At 66.4% G+C, this 22,689-nt stretch carries 26 protein-coding genes; 14 read left to right on the plus strand and 12 right to left on the minus strand.

All coding sequences use genetic code 11. From position 1 onward, the window contains the following. The 10 genes from B447_RS18205 to fliR all read left to right on the plus strand — a co-directional run. The coding region (locus tag B447_RS18205) for a FliI/YscN family ATPase (protein WP_002943996.1) at nt 1-935 on the plus strand (935 nt) is incomplete at its 5' end. 110 nt (nt 936-1,045) lie between these two features. After that, on the plus strand, nt 1,046-1,507 hold the full coding sequence (gene fliJ / locus B447_RS18210; protein WP_002924072.1) for a flagellar export protein FliJ: 462 nt from the start codon (nt 1,046-1,048) through the stop codon (nt 1,505-1,507). Nucleotides 1,508-1,592: 85 nt separating this feature from the next. Further along, complete coding sequence (locus tag B447_RS18215) at nt 1,593-2,840, plus strand: flagellar hook-length control protein FliK (protein WP_002943997.1); 1,248 nt, start codon at nt 1,593-1,595, stop codon at nt 2,838-2,840. Between the two features lie 93 nt (nt 2,841-2,933). Continuing rightward, entirely contained in the window at nt 2,934-3,518 is a 585-nt protein-coding gene (locus tag B447_RS18220; RefSeq protein WP_002943999.1) for a flagellar basal body-associated FliL family protein, read from the plus strand. 11 nt (nt 3,519-3,529) lie between these two features. Then, complete coding sequence (gene fliM / locus B447_RS18225; RefSeq protein WP_002924061.1) at nt 3,530-4,540, plus strand: flagellar motor switch protein FliM; 1,011 nt, start codon at nt 3,530-3,532, stop codon at nt 4,538-4,540. Further along, the gene (fliN, locus tag B447_RS18230) at nt 4,533-5,012 is read left to right on the plus strand and encodes a flagellar motor switch protein FliN (RefSeq protein ID WP_002944001.1); all 480 of its coding nucleotides are present in this window, start codon (nt 4,533-4,535) and stop codon (nt 5,010-5,012) included. The genes fliM and fliN overlap by 8 nt, the downstream gene beginning before the upstream one ends. A 7-nt stretch (nt 5,013-5,019) precedes the next feature. After that, nucleotides 5,020-5,466, plus strand: a complete 447-nt coding sequence (gene fliO, locus B447_RS18235; protein WP_232431672.1) for a flagellar biosynthetic protein FliO — start codon at nt 5,020-5,022, stop codon at nt 5,464-5,466. Further along, nucleotides 5,456-6,229, plus strand: coding sequence for a flagellar type III secretion system pore protein FliP (gene fliP / locus B447_RS18240; protein WP_002944004.1), 774 nt, complete (start codon nt 5,456-5,458; stop codon nt 6,227-6,229). Before fliO ends, fliP begins: the two co-directional genes overlap by 11 nt. 23 nt (nt 6,230-6,252) lie before the next feature. After that, on the plus strand, nt 6,253-6,522 hold the full coding sequence (gene fliQ / locus B447_RS18245) for a flagellar biosynthesis protein FliQ (protein ID WP_002924051.1): 270 nt from the start codon (nt 6,253-6,255) through the stop codon (nt 6,520-6,522). A 43-nt stretch (nt 6,523-6,565) separates the two neighbouring features. Next, complete coding sequence (gene fliR, locus B447_RS18250; RefSeq protein WP_002924049.1) at nt 6,566-7,369, plus strand: flagellar biosynthetic protein FliR; 804 nt, start codon at nt 6,566-6,568, stop codon at nt 7,367-7,369. A gap of 22 nt (nt 7,370-7,391) precedes the next feature. Here fliR and B447_RS18255 read toward each other — a convergent pair whose 3' ends face one another. From B447_RS18255 to flgB, 12 genes are all read right to left on the minus strand, one after another. After that, nucleotides 7,392-7,886 (minus strand): hypothetical protein, encoded by a 495-nt coding sequence (locus B447_RS18255; RefSeq protein ID WP_002924046.1) that lies wholly within the window; start codon nt 7,884-7,886, stop codon nt 7,392-7,394. 8 nt (nt 7,887-7,894) lie between these two features. Next, nucleotides 7,895-9,094 (minus strand): flagellar hook-associated protein FlgL, encoded by a 1,200-nt coding sequence (gene flgL / locus B447_RS18260; protein WP_002944005.1) that lies wholly within the window; start codon nt 9,092-9,094, stop codon nt 7,895-7,897. A 23-nt stretch (nt 9,095-9,117) separates the two neighbouring features. After that, entirely contained in the window at nt 9,118-11,142 is a 2,025-nt protein-coding gene (flgK, locus tag B447_RS18265) for a flagellar hook-associated protein FlgK (RefSeq protein ID WP_002944006.1), read from the minus strand. Between the two features lie 71 nt (nt 11,143-11,213). Continuing rightward, a complete protein-coding gene (gene flgJ, locus B447_RS18270) occupies nt 11,214-12,245 on the minus strand; it encodes a flagellar assembly peptidoglycan hydrolase FlgJ (RefSeq protein WP_002944007.1) in 1,032 nt (343 codons plus the stop codon). A 10-nt stretch (nt 12,246-12,255) separates the two neighbouring features. After that, entirely contained in the window at nt 12,256-13,383 is a 1,128-nt protein-coding gene (locus B447_RS18275) for a flagellar basal body P-ring protein FlgI (protein WP_002944008.1), read from the minus strand. 12 nt (nt 13,384-13,395) lie between these two features. Continuing rightward, on the minus strand, nt 13,396-14,070 hold the full coding sequence (locus B447_RS18280) for a flagellar basal body L-ring protein FlgH (protein ID WP_002924034.1): 675 nt from the start codon (nt 14,068-14,070) through the stop codon (nt 13,396-13,398). Between the two features lie 10 nt (nt 14,071-14,080). Continuing rightward, nucleotides 14,081-14,863 (minus strand): flagellar basal-body rod protein FlgG, encoded by a 783-nt coding sequence (gene flgG / locus B447_RS18285; RefSeq protein ID WP_002924033.1) that lies wholly within the window; start codon nt 14,861-14,863, stop codon nt 14,081-14,083. A 163-nt stretch (nt 14,864-15,026) separates the two neighbouring features. Next, entirely contained in the window at nt 15,027-15,761 is a 735-nt protein-coding gene (flgF, locus tag B447_RS18290) for a flagellar basal-body rod protein FlgF (protein ID WP_002924032.1), read from the minus strand. A gap of 43 nt (nt 15,762-15,804) precedes the next feature. After that, nucleotides 15,805-17,148, minus strand: a complete 1,344-nt coding sequence (gene flgE / locus B447_RS18295; protein ID WP_002944012.1) for a flagellar hook protein FlgE — start codon at nt 17,146-17,148, stop codon at nt 15,805-15,807. A gap of 15 nt (nt 17,149-17,163) precedes the next feature. After that, nucleotides 17,164-17,832: a flagellar hook assembly protein FlgD gene (locus B447_RS18300; protein WP_002944013.1), complete on the minus strand. Its 669-nt coding sequence runs from the start codon at nt 17,830-17,832 to the stop codon at nt 17,164-17,166. Between the two features lie 38 nt (nt 17,833-17,870). Then, on the minus strand, nt 17,871-18,275 hold the full coding sequence (flgC, locus tag B447_RS18305; protein WP_002924029.1) for a flagellar basal body rod protein FlgC: 405 nt from the start codon (nt 18,273-18,275) through the stop codon (nt 17,871-17,873). Between the two features lie 11 nt (nt 18,276-18,286). Next, nucleotides 18,287-18,691 carry a flagellar basal body rod protein FlgB gene (flgB, locus tag B447_RS18310; RefSeq protein WP_002944014.1) on the minus strand — a complete coding sequence of 135 codons (405 nt, stop codon included), beginning with the start codon at nt 18,689-18,691 and terminating at the stop codon, nt 18,287-18,289. Between the two features lie 229 nt (nt 18,692-18,920). Between flgB and flgA the strand changes: the two genes are divergently transcribed. From flgA to B447_RS18330, 4 genes are all read left to right on the plus strand, one after another. Then, the gene (gene flgA, locus B447_RS18315) at nt 18,921-19,661 is read left to right on the plus strand and encodes a flagellar basal body P-ring formation chaperone FlgA (RefSeq protein ID WP_002944015.1); all 741 of its coding nucleotides are present in this window, start codon (nt 18,921-18,923) and stop codon (nt 19,659-19,661) included. 100 nt (nt 19,662-19,761) lie between these two features. Then, the gene (gene flgM / locus B447_RS18320) at nt 19,762-20,058 is read left to right on the plus strand and encodes a flagellar biosynthesis anti-sigma factor FlgM (protein WP_002924025.1); all 297 of its coding nucleotides are present in this window, start codon (nt 19,762-19,764) and stop codon (nt 20,056-20,058) included. Nucleotides 20,059-20,114: 56 nt separating this feature from the next. Beyond that, complete coding sequence (locus tag B447_RS18325) at nt 20,115-20,600, plus strand: flagella synthesis protein FlgN (protein WP_002944016.1); 486 nt, start codon at nt 20,115-20,117, stop codon at nt 20,598-20,600. A gap of 83 nt (nt 20,601-20,683) precedes the next feature. Then, complete coding sequence (locus tag B447_RS18330) at nt 20,684-22,672, plus strand: DNA topoisomerase IV subunit B (RefSeq protein WP_002944017.1); 1,989 nt, start codon at nt 20,684-20,686, stop codon at nt 22,670-22,672. Nucleotides 22,673-22,689 lie beyond the last annotated feature (17 nt).

A 22,689-nucleotide genomic window follows, 5' to 3' on the forward strand; every position in this document is an offset into this window, starting at 1 on the left:
CAACGTCGAGGTTTCGGCTGTCGCGCGCACCGATCACCCAGCCGCTCGACGTCGGCATCCGCGCCATCAATGCGCTGCTGACCGTCGGGCGCGGACAACGCCTGGGCCTGTTCGCCGGCTCCGGCGTCGGCAAATCGGTCCTGATCGGGATGATGGCGCGCTACACCGAAGCGGACGTGATCGTCGTTGGCCTGATCGGCGAACGGGGCCGCGAAGTGAAGGAGTTCATTGACCAGAGCCTTGGCGCCGAAGGCCTCGCACGCTCCGTAGTGGTTGCGGCACCAGCCGACACCAGCCCGCTGATGCGTCTGCAGGGCGCCGCCTATGCAACGACCGTGGCCGAGCACTTTCGCGACCGTGGCAAGCAGGTGCTGCTGATCATGGACTCGCTGACCCGCTACGCGATGGCCCAGCGCGAGATCGCGCTGGCGATCGGCGAGCCCCCGGTGACGCGCGGCTATCCTCCCAGTGTGTTCGCCAAGCTGCCCGCGCTGGTCGAGCGCGCGGGCAACGGCCCCGAAGGCGGCGGTTCGATCACCGCGTTCTACACCGTACTTGCCGAGGGTGACGACCAGCAAGACCCGATCGCCGACTCGGCCAGGGCAATCCTCGACGGGCACTTCGTGCTCTCGCGCAACCTCGCCGACCAAGGCCATTACCCTGCCATCGACATCGAGCAGTCGATCTCACGCGCGATGCACAACCTTGTTGGCGACGATCACTTCGCCGTGGTACGTCAGTTCAAGCAGCTGTTCTCGCGCTACCAGCGCTCACGCGACCTCATTGCCGTAGGTGCCTACCAGGCCGGCGGGGACGCGGTGCTCGACGCCGCAGTGCGCCTGTACCCCAAGCTGGAAGCCTTCCTGCAGCAGGGCATCAACGAGCGCGAGACACATGACGGCGCGCTCCAGAAACTGGCCGGAGTATTCGGCTGAGGCCGACCGGCCGCGCCACATCCGACGATACGCGACAGCGCCGGTTCGGTAACCGGGCAATGACGATATACAATCGGGATTCCCGACCGCAGCCCACCGACCGGCAACCGATGACTTCGCGTTTCCATCTCCAGCCCTTGCTTGACCTTGCCGCCACCCGGACAGACGAAGCCGCCCGCAAGCTGGGCGAACTCGTCGCCGCAGAACGCGACCAGGCCCAGAAGCTCGAGATGCTCGAGGCCTACCGTGCGGAATACAACGAGCGTTTCATGCAGGCCGCGCGCGACGGCATGAGCCCCGACGCCTGGCGCAACTTCAGTGCCTTCATGGGCAAGCTCGACGAGGCCATCACGGCCCAGCGCAAGCTCGTCGAGCAATCGCAGGTGCGCACGGCACAGGGCCAGCAGAGCTGGATCGCCCAGCATTCGCGTCTGAAGGCCTTCGACACGCTCTCGCAACGGCATCAGTCCGCACTGAACCGGGCCGAGGCCAGGCGAGAGCAAAAGCAGGCCGACGAGCATGCTGCGCGCCGGTACCACAGCGACGGCAACGACGATGACGAGCTGGCGTAAAGCCGCTCACCCTTGATGGCATGAGCCTTGCTTCAGGCTGTTCAGCGGATCCTTCGATCACCGCCTGCCAGTAAGGGACCATGATATGTCTGCACTGCCTTCCGCATACGCCCCCGCGCGCACCCAGGCCTCGGCCGTGAGCCTGCTCACCGGCCAGTCCGAAACCGCCTCGACCTCTGCCCGCAGCGCGCGCAACGACAACCGTGGCGGTGTCCGCGCAGACGTCTTCTCCCAGACCCTGCAAAGCCGCATGCCCGAGCGTCCCCGCAACGATGGCCCGCGCACGCCCGACAGCCCCGGCCCGGAACGCAAGACCACAAGCCCCAGCCGGGAGGCCGCCGCGGGCGAGCGCCCAGCCTCCTCCACCGGCGAGCGCCAGGCTGACTCAACCCAGCCGGCAGATGCGCGGCCTGCAACGCAGTCAGCAGACAGTGCCGGCAGTACCGAAGCGGCACGTGAGCAGACGGGCTCGCAGACCGAAACTCAGCAGGCCGAGTCCGGCAGCAACGCCGATACGTCCGTACCGGCCTCGCTTGCCGGATTGCCGGCAGCCATTGCCGCCCTGCTCGCCGGACAGCGGGACAACAAGGTCGTGGAAGACGGCACGGACAGCCTGCTCGCGAACGCCAACGGCGGCAAGAAATCACCGCATAATGCGTCCGCGCTGGCAGGGCTGGGCAAGAATGCCGCCGAGGCCCAGACCACCCCCGAGCTCCAGGCCAAGGCAGTCGTGACCAATGCCGTGTCGGCGACCATGGCCGCGCTGCGCACGGCGGACGCAAATCCGGCCCTGGCCAGGGACGGCGCCGACGCCCACACCCAGCTGCAGGGCAGCGCCATGCACCTGCACGCATCAACGCAGGTGCTGCGTCCAACCCAGGGCATGCAGGCTGCCACGCAGCTGCACGTCCCCACCCCGGTGGGCCAGCAGGCCTGGGCCGAGGACGTCGGCAACCAGGTGCGCTGGATGCTCGGCCGCGCCGAGAGCAAGGCGGAACTCGTGCTGACACCGCCGAACCTGGGCAAGCTCGAGGTGTCGATCAGCCTCAACGGCGACCTGACGACTGCGCAGTTTGTCGCCTCGAGCCAGGCAGCACGCGACGCACTCGAGCGTGCCATGCCGCAACTGCGCGAAATCCTCGAGCAGGCTGGCATCATGCTGGGCAATGCGGACGTCAGCACCTCCGGCCAGCAGGGCGGAGAGGGCGAGACCGCGGGCCGCGAACAGGGTCGTGGGGCTGGCGAGGGCGAAGGCCTCGCCGCGGGCACAACGCCAGGCGGCGGCAGCGCCTGGGTGAAAGAGCAGACGGGGATGGTGGACACCTTCGCCTGAAGCGCGCGAATTGGGGCTGCTCTGCCCCACTTATCGGCGCTTTGGCTTGCGTGCCCCTCCCTGATAATTTGATTCGTATACAAGGAGAAAGGCATGGCGAAGGCACCGGCAAAGACGGACGATGGCGATGAGGCCCCCAAGAAGAAGGGCAAACTCGGGCTGATCATCGTCATCTTGCTGCTCGTGGTACTCATCCTCATCGCGCTCGGCGTCGGTGCCTTGGTGCTGCTCAAGGGCGGCAAGGACAAGGGCGCGGACGAGGCCGCAGCGGCTCCGACTGCCGCCCCGCAAACGCAGGCGCAGTTGCAGACTGCGGGCACGGTCGACCTCACCAAGCCGCCGACCTTCGTCCCGCTCGACGCCTTCACCGTCAACCTGCGCCGGGACGAGGGCGATCACTACCTCCAGGTCGTGGCCGTGATGCGCATTGCCGATGCCACCATGGAGGCCACGCTCAAGGCCTTCATGCCGGAGATCCGCCACCGCATCAACCTGCTGCTGTCTTCCAAGCTGCCTTCGGAGGTCGCCACCGTCGAAGGGCGTGAATCGCTGTCGCTGGAGATCACCCAGCAGGTCAACGAGGCGCTGGGTTTCCAGCCGGTACGCGACGCCAGCGGACGCCCCATCCCCAATGGCCCCGTCCAGGCGGTGCTCTTCACCTCCTTCATCATCCAGTAGGACGCTGAACCATGTCCTCGGACTTTCTCTCCCAGGAAGAAGTTGATGCCCTGCTGCGGGGCGTCACCGGGGAGTCGGACGAGCAGCCTCAGGACGAGAGCGACACCAAGGGCACCCGGCCCTACAACATGGCGACGCAGGAGCGCATCGTGCGTGGGCGCATGCCCACGCTCGAGCTCATCAACGAGCGCTTCGCACGCTATCTGCGCATCGGCCTGTTCAACTACATGCACCGCAACGTCGAGGTTTCGGTCGGCCCGATCAAGGTGCAGAAGTACGCCGAGTTCATCCGCAACCTGGTCGTCCCCACCAACCTCAACCTGGTGACGGCCCGCCCGCTGCGCGGCACGGGCTTGATGATCTTCGACCCGAACCTTGTCTTCCTGGTGGTGGACAACATGTTCGGCGGCGACGGGCGCTTCCACACCCGCGTCGAGGGGCGCGACTTCACCCCGACCGAGCAGCGCATCATCCAGGGCATGCTCAATGTGGTGTTCACCGAGTATGCCCGCGCCTGGGCGCCGGTATTCAAGTTCAATCTGGAATACGTGCGCTCGGAGATGAACTCGCAGTTCGCCAACATCGCCACCCCATCGGAGGTGGTGGTCGCGACCAGTTTCACGATCGAACTCGGCGGCTCACCAGCAGAAATGCACATCTGCTTCCCCTACTCCATGCTCGAGCCGATTCGCGACCTGCTCTACTCGACCATGCAGAGCGACCAGCTGACGTCCGACCGCCGATGGATCAAGCTGCTGACACGTCAGCTGCAGACCGTCGACGTAGCCCTGACCTGCAATTTCGGTACCGCCGGCCTGAGGCTGCGCGACATCGTCGAGATGCGGGTCGGCGATGTCATCCCGCTCAACGTCCCTGCCGAGCTGGTCACCGAAGTGGACGGCGTGCCCGTCTTCAAGTGCCACCACGGCACCAAGAACGGACGCTATGCGGTCAAGCTCACGCAGTTTGTCCGTGCAGACGAAGGCGACATCCCCAGCCAACCCGGAGAACAAGATGGCTGATGACAATTCGAATGACACGCCGATCAGCGAGGACGACTGGGCGGCAGCAATGATGGAACAGGCGTCCGCCGAGTCGGGCGGAGACGGCGAGGCAGAGCGTGTCGCGGCCGAACTCGCAGCGGCGGCGATGGACAGCTCGCCCTACCAGGCCAAGCCGGCAAGCCAGCTGTTCGAGGAGTTCGGTGGCAGCGGCGACAAGCAGAACTCGCTCAACGACTTCGACATGATCCTGGACATCCCGGTGCAGATCACCGTGGAGCTGGGACGCACGAAGCTATCGATCCGCAACCTGCTGCAACTGGCCCACGGCTCGGTAGTCGAGCTCGACGGCCTGGCCGGCGAGCCGATGGACGTCCTCGTCAACGGCACCCTGATCGCGCAGGGTGAAGTCGTCGTCGTAAACGACAAGTTCGGTATTCGCCTGACCGACATCATCACGCCTGCCGAACGCATGCGGAAGATCCGCAACTGAGCACCCGATGCCTGCCCGACACCCCACCTTGCGCGCTCGACATGCTGTGATGGCCCTGCTCGCCGCGAGCCCGGGCGCGACGCTCGCGCAGGGCGCACCCGTGCCCGAACTGGGCGCCAGCCTGGTGCAGATGGCACTTGGCCTGGCTGCCGTGATCGCCGTGCTGCTCGCCAGCCTGTGGGCGATCCGCCGCCTGGGCGCACCGCGTGGCAGCGCCGCCGCGATGAAGGTGCTGGGCGCCGCTGCCGTCGGCCCGCGCGAGCGCGTGGTCCTGGTCGAACTCGGCGAGCAGGTGCTGGTCCTCGGCGTCGCGCCCGGCTCGGTGACCAAGCTTCATGAACTCAAGCGCAGCGAACTGCCGCAGGGACACGATGCGTCCGGACAGGCAACACCGCCCGGGCGCAGCTTCGCCAGCTGGCTCAAGCAGGCATCGGAGCACCGCAATGCGAGCTGAACCGGGCCGCAAGCCTTGCCCGGCGGTCGGCCGCCAGCTGGTCCTGGGCTGCCTGCTCGCAGGGCTGCCGCTGCTGGCCGCCGCCCAGGCCTTGCCCGCGCTGACAACCACCGACGCCCCTGGCGGCGGCACCACCTACAGCCTCACCATCCAGACGCTGTTGCTGATGACGCTGCTGAGCTTCATCCCGGCAATGGTGCTGATGATGACCAGCTTCACCCGCATCATCATCGTGTTCTCGCTGCTGCGTCAGGCCATGGGCACGCAGACCGCGCCGCCAAACCAGGTGCTGCTCGGGCTGGCGCTGTTCCTGACCTTCTTCATCATGTCCCCGGTTGCCGAGCGCGTCTACACCGATGCCTACCTGCCCATGTCGGAGGGGGTCATCCAGTTTGACGAGGCACTCGAGCGCGCCTCCGTACCGGTCAAGGCCTTCATGCTCAAGCAGGTGCGCGAGCCGGATCTCGACCTGTTCGCCAGGCTTGCCGAAGTTCCGGCGGTGGACAAGGCGGAGGACCTGCCGATGCGCGTGGTGATCCCGGCCTTCGTGACCTCCGAGCTCAAGACCGCCTTTCAGATCGGCTTCATCATCTTCATCCCCTTCATCATCATCGACATGGTGGTCGCCTCGGTGCTGATGTCCATGGGCATGATGATGATGTCGCCGGTGATCGTTTCGCTGCCGTTCAAGATCATGCTGTTCGTGCTCGTCGACGGCTGGACATTGCTCATTGGCTCTCTGGTACAGAGCTTTGCCGTCTGACGGCTGCCCTCAGGAGAATCACCATGACCCCCACCGCCGTCATCGAACTCGGGCGCCAGGCCGTCGAAGTCACCCTCATGGTGTCGGCGCCGCTGTTCATCGCCGCGCTTGCAACCGGTCTGATCATCAGCATCTTCCAGGCAGCGACCCAGATCAACGAGATGACGCTCTCCTTCGTGCCCAAGCTGGTTGCGATCTTCGTCACCCTCGTGCTTGCCGGCCCGTGGATGATCACCCTGCTGACCGACTTCATGCGCCGGCTGATCAGCTCGATCCCGGTGATGATCGGCTAGCGCCCGCGCGCCGCGCCGACCGCCCCCGCACTGCAGTCCCCCGATGCTCAGCGTAACAGCTGCCCAGCTCGACGCCTGGCTCGCGGCGCTGATGTTCCCGCTCGGGCGCCTGCTGGGTCTGTTCACGTCCGCGCCGATCTTCGCCAACCGCGGCGTGCCAATGCGCATCCGCCTTGCCACCGGGATCGCCGTAGCGCTCGCCGTGCTGCCGGTCATGCCGCCGATGCCGGAGGTGCCGCCCAATTCCGGCCTGGGGCTGGTGATCTTCGGTCAGCAGGTCTTCATCGGCATCGCCATGGGCTTCATGATGCGCATCGTGTTTGCAGCGGTGGACATGGCAGGCGCGCTCATCGGCATGCAGATGGGGCTGTCGTTCGCGATCTTCTTCGACCCCGATGCCGGCGGCCAGACGGCGGTGCTGTCCGACTTCCTCAACCTGCTCGCCACCCTGCTCTTCCTCGCCGCCAACGGCCACCTGGTGCTGCTGGAGATCATGGTGCGCAGCTTCGAATGGCTGCCGGTGAGCGTCGAGCTGATCCGTGCGGACGGCTGGGCCTTCATCGCGCGCACCGGCGTCACGGTATTCACTGCCGGCCTGCTGCTGGCCATGCCGATCATCGGCATGCTGCTCGTGGCCAACATCTCGCTCGGCGTGCTCACACGCGCGGCACCGCAGCTGAACCTGTTCGCGGTCGGTTTCCCGGTCACGCTCACCGCCGGCTTCGTCGGCCTGCTGTGGCTCATGACCAACTTCGCACCGGTACTGCAAAGCCTGTTCGAACGCGGCTTCGACAGCATATCGATGCTGCTCGACGCCCTCGCCCCCCTTCCCGCACCGACGCGCTGAACCGCTGGCGCGTCAGTGCGCTTCAGAGCGTCGGGAACATGTGCGAGCGCACGAATCGGATCTCGGCATTTGCGTAGCGGCGGGCAAAAGGCCGGGTCGATTCCACGCCCTCCTCGTAATGAACCACTTCGTAGCCTGCGAAGCCGCCGGCCTCTACGATATCGCGCGCATTGCGCGCAACGACCTGCCGCGCCTCGCCGTCACCACCGGTATTGAGCGCCTTCATACGCAGCGTCATGCGCACCCGGTCACGCCCGGCCTCGCGCACCTCGATCCGCCACGTCGGCGCTAGCGGGTCGTAGATCGCGAAGGCGACCAGTGCGCCTGCGATGTACTCGGGCTTGAGCATCTTGAGCTCGCTCAACATCATCGCGCCGCCCACGACCGCCGCAGCCGGGCCTGCCTGCTCGATGGCGACCTGCGCGGGCGCAGGCCCGGTGTCGCGGACCTGAGCCTCCTGGCCGGACGCGCAGGCCGTCAGGCAAGCCGCTACGCTCAGGGCGAGAACGGTACGCATGATCGGCCTCAGTTGAGATAGTTGAACAAGGACAAGCCCGACACCCGCATGAACGACTGCTGCGCCGCCTGCAGGTAGGTCTGCTGCTGCGTCAGCCGCGAGATCGCCTCGGCGTAATCGACATCCTGCAGGCCCGACAGCGTGGTCGCATACTGGAGATCGAGATCACTGCCGAGATTGGCCAGCGCCTCGGTCTCGGTGAGCTGCGAACCGATCTGGGCGCGCGTCCTGAGCAGGCTTTCCTGGCCGGCATCGAAGGTCTCGAGCGCGAACGCAACTGCGCCGGTCATGCCCGACACACCCGGCTTTTCCAGGGCTGCGGCAAACATCGCCATATTGTTGAGCAGATTGGTCGAGGGCACGAAGACCTCATACGCAGCGGGGCTTGCGGCCGGCGTCGCGGAGAGGTCGAAGGTGATGCCGTCGATCGTGGGGGTGCTGCCGATCGCGAAGCTCCCCGGGCTCGGCGCCACGGGCTGGCCGTCCTGGCCGATGCGGGTGACCGAGTAGCTTGCCGCGAGGGCGTCGTATTCGAACTGGTAGCGCGTGCCCTCGCGCACGGCACTCGCGTCGACCGCGGTGACGGCCGGACCATCCGCACCCGCAGCGCCCGCGCTCGAGTACACCTTGATCGACGCCGGGCTCAGCGCCAGCGTGCGATCGAAGACGTCCGAGCCCGGCAGGCTGACCGCCATGTAGCGCGACGCCGAGACCTGGATGCTACGCTCGCCCTGGTCGCCGTTGTAGGCGACCCCGGACAAGCCGCCGCTGTAGGGCTGCTGCTGCGAACGGTAGCCCCCGAAGATGTAGTCGCCCGTGCCATCCTGGCTGTTCGCCAGCGCCAGCATGGCCTCGAACTGCGCCTTCATGTCGGCTGCCATGTAGCGAAGGTCTTCCGACGCGAGGGTGCCGTTGCCGGCCTGCACCGCGCGCTCGCGCGCGTACTGCAGCACACTGCCGGCACTCTGCAGGCGGGACTCGAGCAGCTTCATGGCATCGTCGGCATAGCCGATGTTGACCGAGAACTGGCTGTTGACCGCCTTTGTCTGCCCCAACTCGAGCGCCCGGGCCGAGGCAATCGGGTCGTCCGCCGGGGTGAGCACCCGGCGGCCGGTCGACACCTGCTGCTGGGTCTGCAGGATGTTCTTCCACTGCTGCTGGATCGAGCCGACGCCCTTGTCGTAGATCATGCTGGTCGAAACACGCATGATGAGCTCTCCTTGATGCCGGCTCAGCGGCCGATGCTGATGAGTTCGTCGAACAGGCGCTGCGCGACGGTCATGACACGCGCGGAAGCCTGGTAGGCGAGCTGGAAGCGGACGAGGTTGGCAGCCTCCTCGTCGAGATTGACCCCAGACATGCTGTCGCGCGCCGTGGTCGCCTGGGCCAGCAAGGCATCCTGGGCAGCCTCATTGACCTGCACCTCGCGTGTCTTGTTGCCGACCGTGCTGACGGTCTGCGCATAGCTGGACTGGAAGGTCGCCGTCGGCCGGCCGTTGGCGTCTGCCAGCAGTACCTTCCTGGTCTGCAGTGCCCCCAGAGCAACCGCGTTGCGGCTGTCCGACACCCCCGCGGCAGCCGGCGCAAAGTCAAAGCGGTCCCCGCTTTGCGGCGCACCGTTGATGTCGACATCGAAGCTGTAGCCGCCTGGCTCGGCGATACGGAAGCGGACGCCGGACGCATCGGTGGTCGGGTTGAAGGCGGCACTCGCGGTCGCAGGCCCGCCCACCGGCACCCAATCGCCGCTGCTGGGCTGGAACTGCAGGCGCTGGATCGTGTACCCGCCCGTGGTCGGCAGATTCAGGTTGGCACCGTCGAAGCTCAGCGCGAACGACGAGAATGCAGGCGCAGTACCGGGTAGATCGCCCACACTCAGCATCTCGATGCCAGAGGCCTTGGCCGTGCCCTGGTTGCTGAGCGGCAGGTTCGCCGTCACCGGGCTGCCGGCCGCGACCGAGCGCGGATCCGCGATCGCCACCGCAATGTCGCGCGCGGCATTGCGCGTCGCCTGGACCAGCGCCGTCTGGCCTGCGCCCAGGGAGCCCCCCGCAAACGCAAGCCCATCAACCTGGAAGGTGCCGGTCGCGGCGGGGTTGGTCGACGGCGGAAAGAGCTGGCCGTCCGAAAGCCGCCGCACCCTGAAACCGCCTGCCCCCTCCCCCACGACCTGGTAATCGCTCGCCTGCAAGCGCGCCGCATCGGTGAGCGCCACCGTCACGCCGGTTCCCTGCGGCACGACGCCGATCGGAGGCATCTGGAAGAAGCCGTCCCCCAGCCTGCCCTCCAGCGTCACCCCCAACGCATGCTGGTCATTGAAGGCCTTGGCCATGCCCAGGGCAATCAAGCCGAGCTCGTTCTGGACGCGGTCAAGCGAGCTCCTGCGGAACTCGAGCAGCCCCCCGAGTTCGCCGCCGCCGAGCAGCGACTCCGCGATCTCGATGGTGTTGCCGCCAGGCACCTTCATGGAGATCGCGCCCCGCTTCGGATCGACCTGGCTCGGGATGACCTCGAACTCCGACACGGTCCCGCGCAGGACGAGAGGCTGGCCCGAGCCGATGAAGACCGACACCCCGCCATTCGCCTTGGTGCCATCGGTCTCGGCCACCACCGAGATCTGCACCAGCTTGTTGAGTTCTGCCAGAAGCTGGTCGCGCTGGTCGAGCAGGTCGTTGGCGGGCGTGCCCGCTCCACCGGCCTGCGCGACCACGATGCGCTGGTTCATCTCGGCAATGGCCTTGGCGTAGGTGTTGATCGACTCGACGGTCTGGACCAGATTGCCCTCGACGCCCTGGCGGATCTCCTCGAGGCGGGTGTTGAGCGCCTGGAAGCGCGAGGCCAGCGCCTGGCCGTTGGAGATCAGCGACTGGCGAGCGGCCACGCTGGTCGGGTTGGACGCCACCTCCTGCACGCCGGCAAAGAAGTTCGCCAGGGCCGGCGACAGGCCGGTGGTGCTGTCGGCGAGCAGGTTGTTGATCTGGCCGATCTGGCTACCGTAGGCCGCATACTGCGCACGACGGTTGTCGGCCTGCGTGACCTGCGCCTCCAGGAACTGGTTGTAGGAGCGCGTGATGCCGGTGACGTTGGTGCCCTGGCCAAAGAAGCCTGCGCCGGTAAACAGAGGCTCGCGCGCGCCCTGGCTGACCGTCTGACGGTGATAGCCGGTCGTCCCCGCATTGGTGATGTTGTGACTGGTGGTGTTGAGCTGGGCCTGCGCTGCATTGAGGCCCGAGACACCGATGTTTAGCATGCCAGCCATGATCCGAGTCCTGTTCCAGTGATTCCTTGCAGGTACTCAGCAAATACCTTGCCAGCCCGCGGGCGGCAATATCAGCCCATGCCTGCCAGCGCGTTGCGCAGGGTAGCGCCGCCGATGATGCGGGTGAGCTTGTCGGCATAGTGCGGATCGGTGGCATAGCCGGCGTCCTGCAGCGCACGAGCGAATCCGGCTGCGCTGGTCGAGCCCAGCACCGCGCCATAGCGCGGACTGCGCGTCATCAGCCGGGCGTAGTCTGCGAAGGACTCGGCATAGGACGAATAGGCGCGGAAACGCGAGGGTTCGGCATACGCCTGCCCGCCCGCATATTCGGTAACGGTACGGTCGACCGTCTCGCCCTGCCAGTTGGACCCGGCCTTGATGTTGAACAGGTTGTGGCTGGGCCGCCCATCGGCATGACGCAGCTGCTTTTCCCCCCAGCCCGTCTCCAGGGCAGCCTGCGCCACCATGAAGGCGGCCGGGATGCCGGTCTGCTTACTGGCCTCCAGCGCATGCGGCCAGACATCGGCGACGAAATCGCGCACCTTGGCCACGACATCGCCAGCCGCATCGCGCGCCTGGCGGATCGCATCGGCGAAGCGCGACTGCGTGAGCGCAGACTCGGCCGCGGCAAGCGCATCCCCGCCGGCAAGCGGGTCGGTACCGGTGGACGACGTGCCGGCGGCAAGGCCGGCACGCTGCATCACGGCAGAAATTGCCGGCCGGCGCGCCACGCCGGCAAGATCGAAGCCGCCGGCGACGCCAGCCGACGGCACCAGCGCATCGATCGCGCTCGCGCTGTCGGGCCGGCCGCCGAGCTGGCGGAAGATCACCTCGGACAAGCCGGTGCCGCGAGACTGCGATGCATTGAGCGCAAGCTGCTGGTCGAGCAGGCTCTGGTACATGCGCGTCTGCTCGCTGTCGAACATGCTGCTCGAGGGCGTGGCCTCGCGCATCGACTTGAGCGCCATCTGCAGAAACAGCGCCTCGAACTGGCGCGCAGCCGCGCGCAGCGTCTCGTTCGACTGGCCGTCGGTGCGCGCCAGGCGCTGCAGGTCGCGCAAGGAGTTGGGGTCGAAGGCGTTGAGCTGGACGCCGGCGTTCATGGCCCGAGCCTCAGATGATCTCGAGTTCGGCGCGCAAGGCACCCGCAGCCTTCATCGCCTGCAGGATGCTGACCAGATCCATGGGTTTGGCACCCAGTGCATTGAGCGCCTTGACCACATCGGCGAGGTTGCCGCCGGCGCGCACGTTGTGGATGCTGCCACTGTCCTGCTGGATGTCGACCTGGCCCTGGTTCTGCGCAGTCACCGTCTGGCCCTGCGACAGCGGATTGGGCTGGCTGACCTGCGTCTCGCTGTTGACGGTGACGGTGAGATTGCCGTGCGACACCGCCACGTTCTGCAGCGTCACGCGCTGGTTCATCACCACCGAGCCGGTGCGCGAGTTGACGATCACCTTGGCCACCTGCTGCTCGGGCGTCACCCGCAGGTTCTCGATCTGGGCGAGGAACGCGACCCGATACGACACGTCGGTCGGTGCCCGTACCTCGACGCTGCGGCCGTCCAGCGCGCGCGCCGATCCGGGCGACACCGCATTGATCGCATCGACGACGCGGCGTGCCGTACCGAAGTCGGTCTGATTGAGCTCGAGCATCACATAGTCGCCCTGCCCCACCGAGGATGCGACCGCACGCTCGACCGTCGCCCCCGCGGGGATACGCCCTGCAGCGAGGTGATTGACCGTCTGCGCCGCACCGCCGGCCTGGGCGCCGGCACCACCGACGACGAGGTTGCCCTGCGCCACTGCATACACCTGCCCGTCGGCGCCCTTGAGCGGGGTCATGATCAGCGTGCCGCCGCGCAGGCTCTTGGCGTTGCCGATCGACGACACCGTGACGTCGATCGCCTGGCCGGGCCGTGCAAATGCGGGCAGGTTCGCGGTGACCATCACGGCGGCCACGTTCTTGAGCTGCATGTTGGTGCCCTGGGGCACGGTCACACCCATGTTGCTGAGCATGTTGACGATGCTCTGCTTGGTGAAGGGCGTCTGCGTGGTCTGGTCGCCGCTACCATCGAGGCCGACGACGAGGCCGTAGCCGACGAGCTGGTTGTCACGCACGCCGGCGATCGAGGCGAGATCCTTGATGCGCTCGGGGGCAGCCTCGGCGGCAGAGGAGAGAAAGATGCCAGCGGCCACGGCAACCGCCACGGCACGCATCAGCAAGGTCTGGATCCGGAGCATGGCGAGCCTCGATCAGAAGGGCAGCACGGCAAGGAAGAAGCGCTGCAGCCAGCCCATGGTATTGGACTGGTCGATGAAACCGCTGCCGCGATACTCGATGCGCGCATCGGCCACCTGGGTGGACTGGACGGTGTTGCTGGAGGTCACGGTGTTGGGATCGACCACACCGGAGAAGCGGATGAACTCGCTGCCCTGGTTGATCGCCAGCATCTTCTCGCCTGACACCAGCAGGTTACCGTTGGGGAAGACGTCGATCACGGTGACCGTGACCGTGCCGTTGAAGGCGTTGTTGGCGCGCGCGCTGCCGCTGCCGCTGAAGTCGGAATCCACACCGGCCTCGACGCCCAGGCCGTTGAGCCCGCCCAAGGGCAGGCGTGAGGTCGCGGTGATGCCACCCGACATCTCGGAGCCACGGCTTGCGCTGGCGTTCGCGCTCTTGGTGGCCGTGTTGCGCTCGACCAGGTTGATCGTGATGATGTCGCCGACATGGCGGGCACGCCTGTCCTCGAACAGGGGCCTCGCCGCCGCAGCCTGGTAGATGGCACCGTTGGCCGGTGGCTGGGCCATGCGCTCGCCGGGGCGCACGCTCATCGGCTGATGCACTGCCGTGGGCGGGACGCTGTCGATGGATGCGCACCCCGACAGCAGTGCAAGGGCCAGGAGTGCGAAGCTGCGGATGACGGACATGGCCGCGCCCTCAAAGCTGGGTCAGCCGACCGAGCATCTGGTCGGATGTCGAGATCGCACGCGAATTGAGCTCGTACGCGCGCTGGGTCACGATCATGCTGACGAGCTCCTCGGCGACGTTGACGTTGGAGGTCTCGACGTAACCCTGGTTGATCACCCCGGCGCCATTGGTCCCGGGTTCGGTCGGCGTCGCCTCGCCGCTCGATGCGGTCTCGTAGAACAGGTTCTCCCCCGCGCTCTGCAAGCCACCGGGGTTGATGAAGGTGGCCACCTGGATCTGCCCCACCGGCTGCGGCTCGACCTGGTCCGGCACGGTAACGGTGACCGTGCCGTCCTTGCCGACAGTGATCGAGCGGGCATTGGCCGGGATCTGGATGGCGTCGAGCAGCGGATAGCCGCTGGCGGTGACGACGTTGCCCTGGTTGTCCAGTTGCAGCGCCCCGTCGCGGGTATAGGCGGTGGAGCCGTCGGGCATCGAGATCTGCAGGAAGCCGTTGCCCTGGATGGCGAGATCGAGCGCCCCCCCGGTCTGTTGCAGGCTGCCCTGGGTGAAGATGCGCTCGGTAGCGACCGGGCGTACGCCGGTACCGATCTGCAGGCCGCTCGAGACCTGGGTCTGCTGCGTGGTCTGCGCGCCGGGCTGGCGGATGGTCTGGTACAACAGGTCCTCGAACACCGCGCGCTGGCGCTTGTAGCCGTTCGTCGACACGTTCGCCAGGTTGTTCGAGATCACATCCAGCGAGGTTTGCTGGGCATCCAGCCCAGTACGGGCGGTCCACAACGAGCGGATCATGATGAAGTCCTCTGTTCTGCCTTGCCGCTGCGGCAAAGGCTGCCGCAGGGTGGCGGCGATTGCCGCAATTTCACGGGATCAGTCTAGCCCTCGGACGGGCCAGGCGATTGCACGATAAGCAACGCAAAAACCGTGCTAATCGCCGCGCCCCGCGGGCAGGACATCAACGCCAGGACAGCACCTGGCTGGCGGCACGGTCATTGGCCTCGGCGTTCTGCAGCATGCGCACCTGCATCTCGAACTGACGCGCCAGCGAGATCATCTGCACCATCTGGTCAGCCACGTTGACATTGCTGCCCTCGAGGTAGCCGCCTGCGACCTGGACATTGGGGTCGACCGGCGCGGCGGCACCGTCGGCGAGGCGGAACAGGCCATCGTCCCCGCGCACGAGATCGGCTTCGGGCGGATTGACCAGCTTGAGCTGGCCGACGAGGTTCACGACCCCGTCGTCGGGGTTGATGGACGAAATCGAGCCGTCACGGCCGATGACGATCTCGGTATCGGGCGGCAACGTCACCGGGCCACCGTCGCCAATCACGGGCAAGCCATCGCGCGTCTGCAACACCCCTGCCGGGCTGAGCGCCAGACTGCCATTGCGGGTATAGGCCTCGCTGCCGTCCGGCTGCTGAACGGCCAGCCAGCCCTTGCCCTCAAGCGCAACGTCGTAGGGCCGTCCGGTATATTGGATCGGCCCCGGAGCGAAGTCGTTGGCGATGCTGGCGTCGACCGCGAACGAGCGCGTGCGGAAGGCCTCGGTCTGGATCTCGACCGCTCTCAGCTTGTGCAGCTGCGAGCGGAAACCGGTCGATGCCGCGTTGGCGATGTTGTTGGACACCGCCGCCTGCTGGTCCATCGTGCCCTTGGCACCGGTCATCGCGGTGTAGATCAGGCGATCCATGTTCGACTCCCTTCGTTCTGTCGGCCGGCAGCCGGATCAGGCATCAGCGCAGATTCACCAGCGTCTGCAGGATCTGGTCCTGGGTGCGGATCGATTGCGCGTTGGCCTGGTAGTTACGTTGCTGGATGATCATCTGCACCAGTTCCTGGGTCAGATCGACGTTGGATTCCTCGACCTGACCGGCCGAGATCACGCCATTGAGCCCGTTGCCCGGCTCGCCGCGGGCAAAGCCGCCGGACTCCGGGGTTTCGACCCAGTAGTTGTTGCCGATGGGCGACAAGCCGTTGTTGTTGCGCACGGTCGTCAGGTTGACGATCGCCATGTCCTTGGTGATGCCGTTGGTGTAGCGCGCCTGTATGACGCCGTTGCGGCTGATCGCCAGGCCGGCGATCTCGCCCGGAGCCGAGCCGTTCTGGGTAAGCTCACGCGGGGTCGACTTGCCGCCGAACTGGGTGATCGAGTTCATCGCCAGTTCGATCACGCTCGGCGCGATCGCATCGCTGCCGAGCGTGGCGCTGAACACCGAGCCGTTCAGGGGCGGCGTGACCCCAGGAGCCGTCACCTGGGGCGTCACGCTGGCGATGCGGCCAAGGCCATCGAAGCCAAGGCGCGAGTTGTAGGTGAGCGAGGCCGTGTCGTTGTCGGCAACGGTGTACAGGTCCCACTCACTGTAGGTCGGCGGCACGGTCGCGGCATCGACGACATCGGTGCGGCGCACGAAGTAGAACGATAGCGAGTGCTCCTTGCCGAGCGAGTCGAAGATCTTGAGCGCGGTCGAATAGGTGTAGGTGCTGTCGTCGTTCGGGTTCGGCGGAACACTCCCTGGCAGGGCCGGCGGGGCGGGGTCGGGGATCGTCGGCGCATCCGCACTCAGGTTCAGGCTCAGGCCCACCTCCGAGGTGGCAGCCGCACCGACGCCGGTCGACGGGATCACCATCGTGCGGAACGAATCCGCGGTGACCGAGGCGGGAGCACGCACGTCACCCGAGATGGGGTCCACGACCTGGTAGCCCATCAGCCGGTCACCGAGCGCCGTGATGATGTAACCCTGCTTGTCGATGTTGAACTGGCCGTTGCGCGTCAGCGCATAGCCGCCGTTCTGCAGTTCGACCTCGAAGAAGCCGTTGCCGTTGATCGCCATGTCCAGCGGATTGCTGGTGGTGGTGATGTTGCCCTGGTTGAAGGTCTGCCGCACCGCCTGTACCGCACTGCCGATGCCGATCTGCACCTTGGACACCGCACCGGTGAGCGAGGACGCATAGGCGTCGGCAAACACCGTACCGGAGTTCTTGAAGCCCACCGTGCTGGCGTTGGCGACGTTGTTGGAGATGACGTCAAGCGCTTTGGAGGAGGAGTTCAGGCCACTGAGGCCCTGCTGAAATGCCATGGTCGCTGCTCCGGATCAGAGGATCTGCTTGATGTCCGCAACCTTGAACACGCCAAGGTCACCTACCTGGAGGTCCGTGCCGCTGTTGCCGCGCACGATGCTGGTGACCGGACCGAACTGCAGCGTGCGCCCGCCGACCGCCTCGTTGCCCAGCGTCGCCGACAGCGACAGGGTGTAGATGCCGTCGGCAGCGCGCGAACCGTCATCGGCCGAGCCATCCCAGACGAAATTGTGACTGCCAGCGGCAACCGCGTCGAAATCCATCTGCTTCACCGCGAGCCCGGCGCTGTCACGCACCGTCAGCGTGACGCGGTCGGCCGGGCCGTCGATCTCGAAGCCGCCCACGGCCCCGGCCTCGGTGAGGGCCAGGCTGCGGCCTTCGACCAGCACCCCGCGACCAAGCAGCGCCGCCGCATTGAGCCCCTCCGACGACGCCCGGGAATCGAAGAAGGACTGCACCAGCTTGTTCAGCCGCTCGATGCCATCGACCGTGCTCATCTGCGCGAGCTGGGAGGTCATCTCCGCGTTCTCCATCGGGTTCATCGGATCCTGGTTCCTCAGCTGCGTCGTCAACAGCTTGAGGAAGCGGCCCTGCTGGTCTTCCTGGGGCTTCTGGACGGGCTCGCTGCGGGCCAGGCTGGCCAGCACGCTGTTTGCAGTCTGGTTGTTCGAGACGGTGGTCATGGTGTGCTCCTGCTAGCGGCATCGTTTGCCGGACGGGCTTACTGTCCGATCTGCAGTGTCCTCTGGAGCAAGGTCCGTGCCGTGTTCATGATCTCGGCGTTGTTCTGGTACGAGCGTGACGCGGAAATCATGTTCACCATTTCCTCGGCGACGTTGACGTTGGGCATCTCGACGTAGCCCTCCGCGTTTGCCGCCGGGTTGTTGGGCTCGTACACGAGCCGCATCGGCGCTGCACTGTCGACGATCTGCGTGACCTGGACGCCGATCGCGCCGGGTCCGGCGACCGGACGGGCGGCGAACACCACCTGCTTGGCGCGATAGGGTTCGCCGGTCTCGGTCGTGACGCTGTCGGCGTTGGCGAGGTTGGACGCCGTGGTGTTGAGGCGCATCGACTGCGCGTTGAGCGCAGAACCTGCGATCTGGAAGACGTTGAGCATGCTCATGGCTGGACTCCTTACTGACCGGTGAGCGCGGTGTTGAGCGAACGCAGCATGCCGTTGATGAAGGTCACGCTCGCCTCGTAGCGCAGCGCATTCTCGGCAAACGCGGCACGCTCGATGTCCATGTTCACCGTGTTGCCATCGACCGAGGACTGCAGCTCGGTACGGTACTTGGCGTAGTTCTCTGCGCTCGCGGAGGCACCACCCGTGATGTGTCCGACATGCGTGGTCTGGAGCGCGACACCGCTGCTCGCGGCAGTCATCGCCCCTTGCAGGGCGCTCTTGAAGTCGATGTCGCGCGCCTTGAAGTGCGGCGTATCAGCGTTGGCGATATTGGAGGCGAGCAACTCCTGCCGGTACGCCTGCAGGTTCAGCGCGGTCTGGTGGAAACGGAACTGGTTGTCGACTAGGGTCTTCATCGCATGGCCTCGGGAACGGGCTGCACCATCGCGGCACGGGGGAATGCGGCATGGCGGGCTTCCATGAACCCGTGGTCGCAGCTTTCATGCCAGCCATGTTACGAGGCATGGCGGGCCTCCACTCTCGCGATAAGACCGCGGAAAGCAGCCCTTCTTTGCCGCTTGCCCGCGCATCGCGGCAAAAGCTGCCGCCTTGCCCTGTTCCTCTGAGCGTGCTGCAATCCCACCCATGAACACGTCCGCGACCTCTTTCCCTCGCGCCCGCCCGGGCACGCCGGGACGCGGCCCCAGCCGCTGCATCGGCGCCCTGCTCGCCAGTACGATCGTGGCGACGGCCGCCTCCGCCCACCAGCCCTCGGAGCCGATCGAGCACGCGGTGCAGGCGTTTCTGGAGCACGAGGTCCAGGGCATGCCCGGCGACATCCGTATCGGCGTAAACCGCTTCGACCCGACAAACCGGCTGCCGGCCTGCGCCAGCATCGCCCCCTTCCTGCCGCCAGGGGTGCGCCCGTGGGGTGCGATCAGCGTGGGTATCCGCTGCGACGCGCCGATGCCGTGGACCGCCTACGTTCAGGCACGGGTGCAGGTGTTCGGCCCTTACCTCGTCGCTGCACGGGCCTTGCGCTCATCGGAGCGCCTCGACGCTGTCGATGTAGAAGTCCGCGAGGGTGAACTGAGCGCCCTTCCAGACAACGTCCTTTCGGCGCCGGAGCAGGCCGTGGGTCACATCACCCGCTTTGCGGTAGCCGAAGGCATGCCGCTGCGCGCAAGCGTGCTCCGGCAAGCCAACGCGGTCAGCCGCGGCCGCCCCGTACAGGTGTACACTCAGGGCGAAGGCTTCACCGTCTCCGGCGAAGGACAGGCACTCAACGACGCAGCGCCCGGAGAACGCGTCCGCGTACGCCTGCCTGGCGGACAGATCGTCCACGGCGTGGCGCGTGCCGACGGCGGTGTCATGCTGGGTTTTTGATACGGCGAGGGCACACGCTTCGACATAGCGGATAATTCGCTAAAGTTTAGCGAAGGGGTGCCGTAGACCCTTTCGACTCATAGTGTTCCTGGAAACCATCATGAAGATCGAAAGCTCGGGCAAGGCCTACGTCCCCACGCCCGCACAGGACAACCGCGCGCCAGCTGCGCGTGCGAAGACCGAAGCACAGAGCAGCGCCGAAAGCGTCCAGATCTCGCCGATGGCCTCGCTCATGCGCAAGGCCGAAAGCACGATCTCCGGTACGCCCGAGGTCAACATGCAGCGCGTCGACGAGATCCGCCAGGCCATCTCCGAGGGCCGCTTCAAGGTCGACGCCAGCCGGATTGCCGACGGGCTCCTCGACAGCGTCAGGGAAATGCTGGGTTCGCGCGGCTAAGCCAGGAGCGTTAAGATTCGCGCACGCGAACTTCCTGCCCACGCCGGCCCGACCCCATGCAGACTACCGCCCAACCGCCAGCAGAACTCCAGCGCATCGCCCTCCTGGTCGAGGCCGAACTGCTCCAGCTGGGTGAGTTCCTCGCCCTGCTCGACCGCGAGGAGGCCGTGCTGATCAAAGGCGACACCGACGCCCTGCTGGCCATCGCCAACGAGAAGAACGAGCGCTATCGACAGCTGCAGCGGCTCACCGATGAACGCAGCCGCCTTCTGGGGGGTGCCGCGCTGACCAGCGCCGACGCGGCCATGCGCACGCTTTTCGGCAACCTGCCGCGCGTGCTGGTGCGCTGGGACGAACTGGTCAGCGCAGCCCGCCAGGCCCGCGACCGCAACGCGCTCAACGGCAAGCTGATCCTCGAACGCATGGCCGGCAACCAGGCCGCCCTGTCCATCCTGCTGTCAGCCGCCAACCACCCGCAACTGTACGACGCCGACGGCCTCTCCAAGCCTACCGGCGGCGGCCGCATGCTCGGTAGTGCCTGAATCTTTATCCAGTCCTGCAGTCTCATCAGCCACGCGCTCTCTGCTATCCTTGCGCCCTTCGTGACACCGAACGGGCGCGCAGCATGGCTGGCAAGCAAGACACTCCAAAGCAGTACGACGAATCGTCCTTCCGAGTCCTGAAGGGGCTGGAGCCGGTGCGCGAACGCCCCGGCATGTACACCCGTACCGACAGCCCGGCGCACATCATCCAGGAAGTGATCGACAACGCCGCCGACGAGGCGCTCGCCGGCTTTGCGAAAAGGATCCAGGTCACCCTGCACCTCGACGGCTCCATCACCGTCGCCGATGACGGCCGCGGCATTCCGGTCGGCCTTCATCCCGAAGAAGGGGTGCCGGTAGTGGTGCTGGCCTACACCCGGCTGCACGCTGGCGGCAAGTTCGACAAGCGCGAGGGCAACTCGGCCTACGCCTTCTCGGGCGGCCTGCACGGCGTCGGCGTGTCGGTGACCAATGCGCTGTCGACCCGCATCGAAGTCGAGGTGAAGCGCGACGGCAAGATCCACCGCATCGACTTTGCCGACGGCGGCGAGACGATCAGCCCGGTACGCATCGAGGGCGAATGCGGTCGCCAGACCGGCACCCGGGTGCGGGTGTGGCCGGACGGCAAGTATTTCGAGTCGCCGCGCGTGCCGATGAACGAACTCGAGCGCCTGCTGCGCTCCAAGGCCGTGCTGCTGTCGGGGGTCGCGGTGCGGCTCGACATCGAGCAGGCCGGCGGCCCGGTGCTGACCAAGACCTGGTCCTACCCCGAGGGCCTGGCCGGCTACCTCAGGGAGCTCGCTGGCGACATCGAGGCGGTGGCGCCGATCTTCACCGCCGAGAAGTACGCGGGCAAGGACGACGCCAGCTTCGCCCCCGGCGAAGGCGCAGCCTGGGCGCTGGCCTGGTTCGAGTCGGCCGTGCCCAGCGAGTCCTACGTCAACCTGATCCCCACGGTGAATGGTGGCACCCATGAGTCGGGCCTGCGCGCCGGCGTGTTCGAGGCCATGAAGTCCTTCATCGACCACCACACCCTGCTGCCGCGCGGCGTCAAGCTGCAGCAGGAGGACGTGTGCGGGCGCATGAGCTTCGTCCTCTCGGCGCGCCTGCTCGACCCACAGTTCCAGGGCCAGGTGAAGGAAAAGCTCAACTCACGCGAGGCGGTCAAGCTCGTCTCCAGCCAGTTGCGCGACCCCTTCGAGATCTGGCTCAACAACCACGTCGAGGCCGGCAAGGCCATCGCCGAACTCTCGATCAAGCAGGCGCTGGCGCGCCAGAAGAGCGCGCAGAAGGTCGAGAAGAAGAAAACCTCGGGGGTCGCCGTGCTGCCCGGCAAGCTGTCGGACTGCGAGTCCGAAGATCTCGCCGACAATGAACTCTTCCTGGTCGAAGGCGACTCCGCCGGCGGCTCGGCCAAGATGGCGCGCAACAAGGAGACCCAGGCCATCCTGCCGCTGCGCGGCAAGGTGCAGAACGCCTGGGAGATCGACCCGGATCGTCTGTTCGCCAACGCCGAAATCCACGACATCGCGGTGGCCTTGGGCGTGGATGCGCACAAGGCCGACAGCGACGTTGACCTCTCCGGCCTGCGCTACGGCAAGGTCGTCATCATGTCTGACGCCGACGTGGACGGTGCCCACATCCAGACCCTGCTGCTCACACTGTTCTTCCGCCACTTCCCAAAGCTGATCGAGCGTGGCCATGTGTACGTGGCGCAACCGCCGCTGTACCGCGTCGACGTACCGGCCCAGGGCAAGAAGCGCCCGCCGCGCCGGCTCTACGCGCTCGACGAGGGCGAACTCACCGCGATCCGCGACCGCCTCGAGAAGGAAGGCTTCAGGCCCGACGCGATCGAGATCGGCCGCTTCAAGGGCCTGGGCGAGATGAACCCCGACCAGCTGCGCGAGACCACCATGGACCCCGCCACCCGCCGCGTGCTGCCGGTGAAGGTGCGCAGCGGCGCACTCAAGGACACGCTGAGGATGTTCACCCTGCTGATGGGCAAGGGCGAGGCCTCGGGGAGAAGGGCGTGGATGGAGGAGAAGGGCGACAGCGTGGAGGCGGATATCTAAGCGCCTGCGGGTACATC

The sequence above is a fragment of the Thauera sp. 27 genome (genome assembly GCF_000310125.2).
Lineage (GTDB): Bacteria > Pseudomonadota > Gammaproteobacteria > Burkholderiales > Rhodocyclaceae > Thauera > Thauera mechernichensis.

What these genes read in the sequence shown, in the direction of transcription:
- fliJ (WP_002924072.1), top strand. Translation starts at nt 1,046, where the DNA reads ATGACTTCGCGTTTCCATCTCCAGCCCTTGCTTGACCTTGCCGCCACC.
- flgE (WP_002944012.1), bottom strand. Translation starts at nt 17,148, where the DNA reads ATGGCATTTCAGCAGGGCCTCAGTGGCCTGAACTCCTCCTCCAAAGCG.
- fliN (WP_002944001.1), top strand. Translation starts at nt 4,533, where the DNA reads ATGGCTGATGACAATTCGAATGACACGCCGATCAGCGAGGACGACTGG.
- flgC (WP_002924029.1), bottom strand. Translation starts at nt 18,275, where the DNA reads ATGAGCATGCTCAACGTCTTCCAGATCGCAGGTTCTGCGCTCAACGCG.
- fliP (WP_002944004.1), top strand. Translation starts at nt 5,456, where the DNA reads ATGCGAGCTGAACCGGGCCGCAAGCCTTGCCCGGCGGTCGGCCGCCAG.
- B447_RS18300 (WP_002944013.1), bottom strand. Translation starts at nt 17,832, where the DNA reads ATGACCACCGTCTCGAACAACCAGACTGCAAACAGCGTGCTGGCCAGC.
- flgG (WP_002924033.1), bottom strand. Translation starts at nt 14,863, where the DNA reads ATGATCCGCTCGTTGTGGACCGCCCGTACTGGGCTGGATGCCCAGCAA.
- flgA (WP_002944015.1), top strand. Translation starts at nt 18,921, where the DNA reads ATGAACACGTCCGCGACCTCTTTCCCTCGCGCCCGCCCGGGCACGCCG.
- fliM (WP_002924061.1), top strand. Translation starts at nt 3,530, where the DNA reads ATGTCCTCGGACTTTCTCTCCCAGGAAGAAGTTGATGCCCTGCTGCGG.
- B447_RS18255 (WP_002924046.1), bottom strand. Translation starts at nt 7,886, where the DNA reads ATGCGTACCGTTCTCGCCCTGAGCGTAGCGGCTTGCCTGACGGCCTGC.
- B447_RS18280 (WP_002924034.1), bottom strand. Translation starts at nt 14,070, where the DNA reads ATGTCCGTCATCCGCAGCTTCGCACTCCTGGCCCTTGCACTGCTGTCG.
- B447_RS18215 (WP_002943997.1), top strand. Translation starts at nt 1,593, where the DNA reads ATGTCTGCACTGCCTTCCGCATACGCCCCCGCGCGCACCCAGGCCTCG.
- flgM (WP_002924025.1), top strand. Translation starts at nt 19,762, where the DNA reads ATGAAGATCGAAAGCTCGGGCAAGGCCTACGTCCCCACGCCCGCACAG.
- B447_RS18325 (WP_002944016.1), top strand. Translation starts at nt 20,115, where the DNA reads ATGCAGACTACCGCCCAACCGCCAGCAGAACTCCAGCGCATCGCCCTC.
- B447_RS18330 (WP_002944017.1), top strand. Translation starts at nt 20,684, where the DNA reads ATGGCTGGCAAGCAAGACACTCCAAAGCAGTACGACGAATCGTCCTTC.
- B447_RS18275 (WP_002944008.1), bottom strand. Translation starts at nt 13,383, where the DNA reads ATGCTCCGGATCCAGACCTTGCTGATGCGTGCCGTGGCGGTTGCCGTG.
- flgF (WP_002924032.1), bottom strand. Translation starts at nt 15,761, where the DNA reads ATGGATCGCCTGATCTACACCGCGATGACCGGTGCCAAGGGCACGATG.
- flgJ (WP_002944007.1), bottom strand. Translation starts at nt 12,245, where the DNA reads ATGAACGCCGGCGTCCAGCTCAACGCCTTCGACCCCAACTCCTTGCGC.
- flgL (WP_002944005.1), bottom strand. Translation starts at nt 9,094, where the DNA reads ATGCGTGTTTCGACCAGCATGATCTACGACAAGGGCGTCGGCTCGATC.
- fliR (WP_002924049.1), top strand. Translation starts at nt 6,566, where the DNA reads ATGCTCAGCGTAACAGCTGCCCAGCTCGACGCCTGGCTCGCGGCGCTG.
- flgB (WP_002944014.1), bottom strand. Translation starts at nt 18,691, where the DNA reads ATGAAGACCCTAGTCGACAACCAGTTCCGTTTCCACCAGACCGCGCTG.
- fliO (WP_232431672.1), top strand. Translation starts at nt 5,020, where the DNA reads ATGCCTGCCCGACACCCCACCTTGCGCGCTCGACATGCTGTGATGGCC.
- B447_RS18220 (WP_002943999.1), top strand. Translation starts at nt 2,934, where the DNA reads ATGGCGAAGGCACCGGCAAAGACGGACGATGGCGATGAGGCCCCCAAG.
- fliQ (WP_002924051.1), top strand. Translation starts at nt 6,253, where the DNA reads ATGACCCCCACCGCCGTCATCGAACTCGGGCGCCAGGCCGTCGAAGTC.
- flgK (WP_002944006.1), bottom strand. Translation starts at nt 11,142, where the DNA reads ATGGCTGGCATGCTAAACATCGGTGTCTCGGGCCTCAATGCAGCGCAG.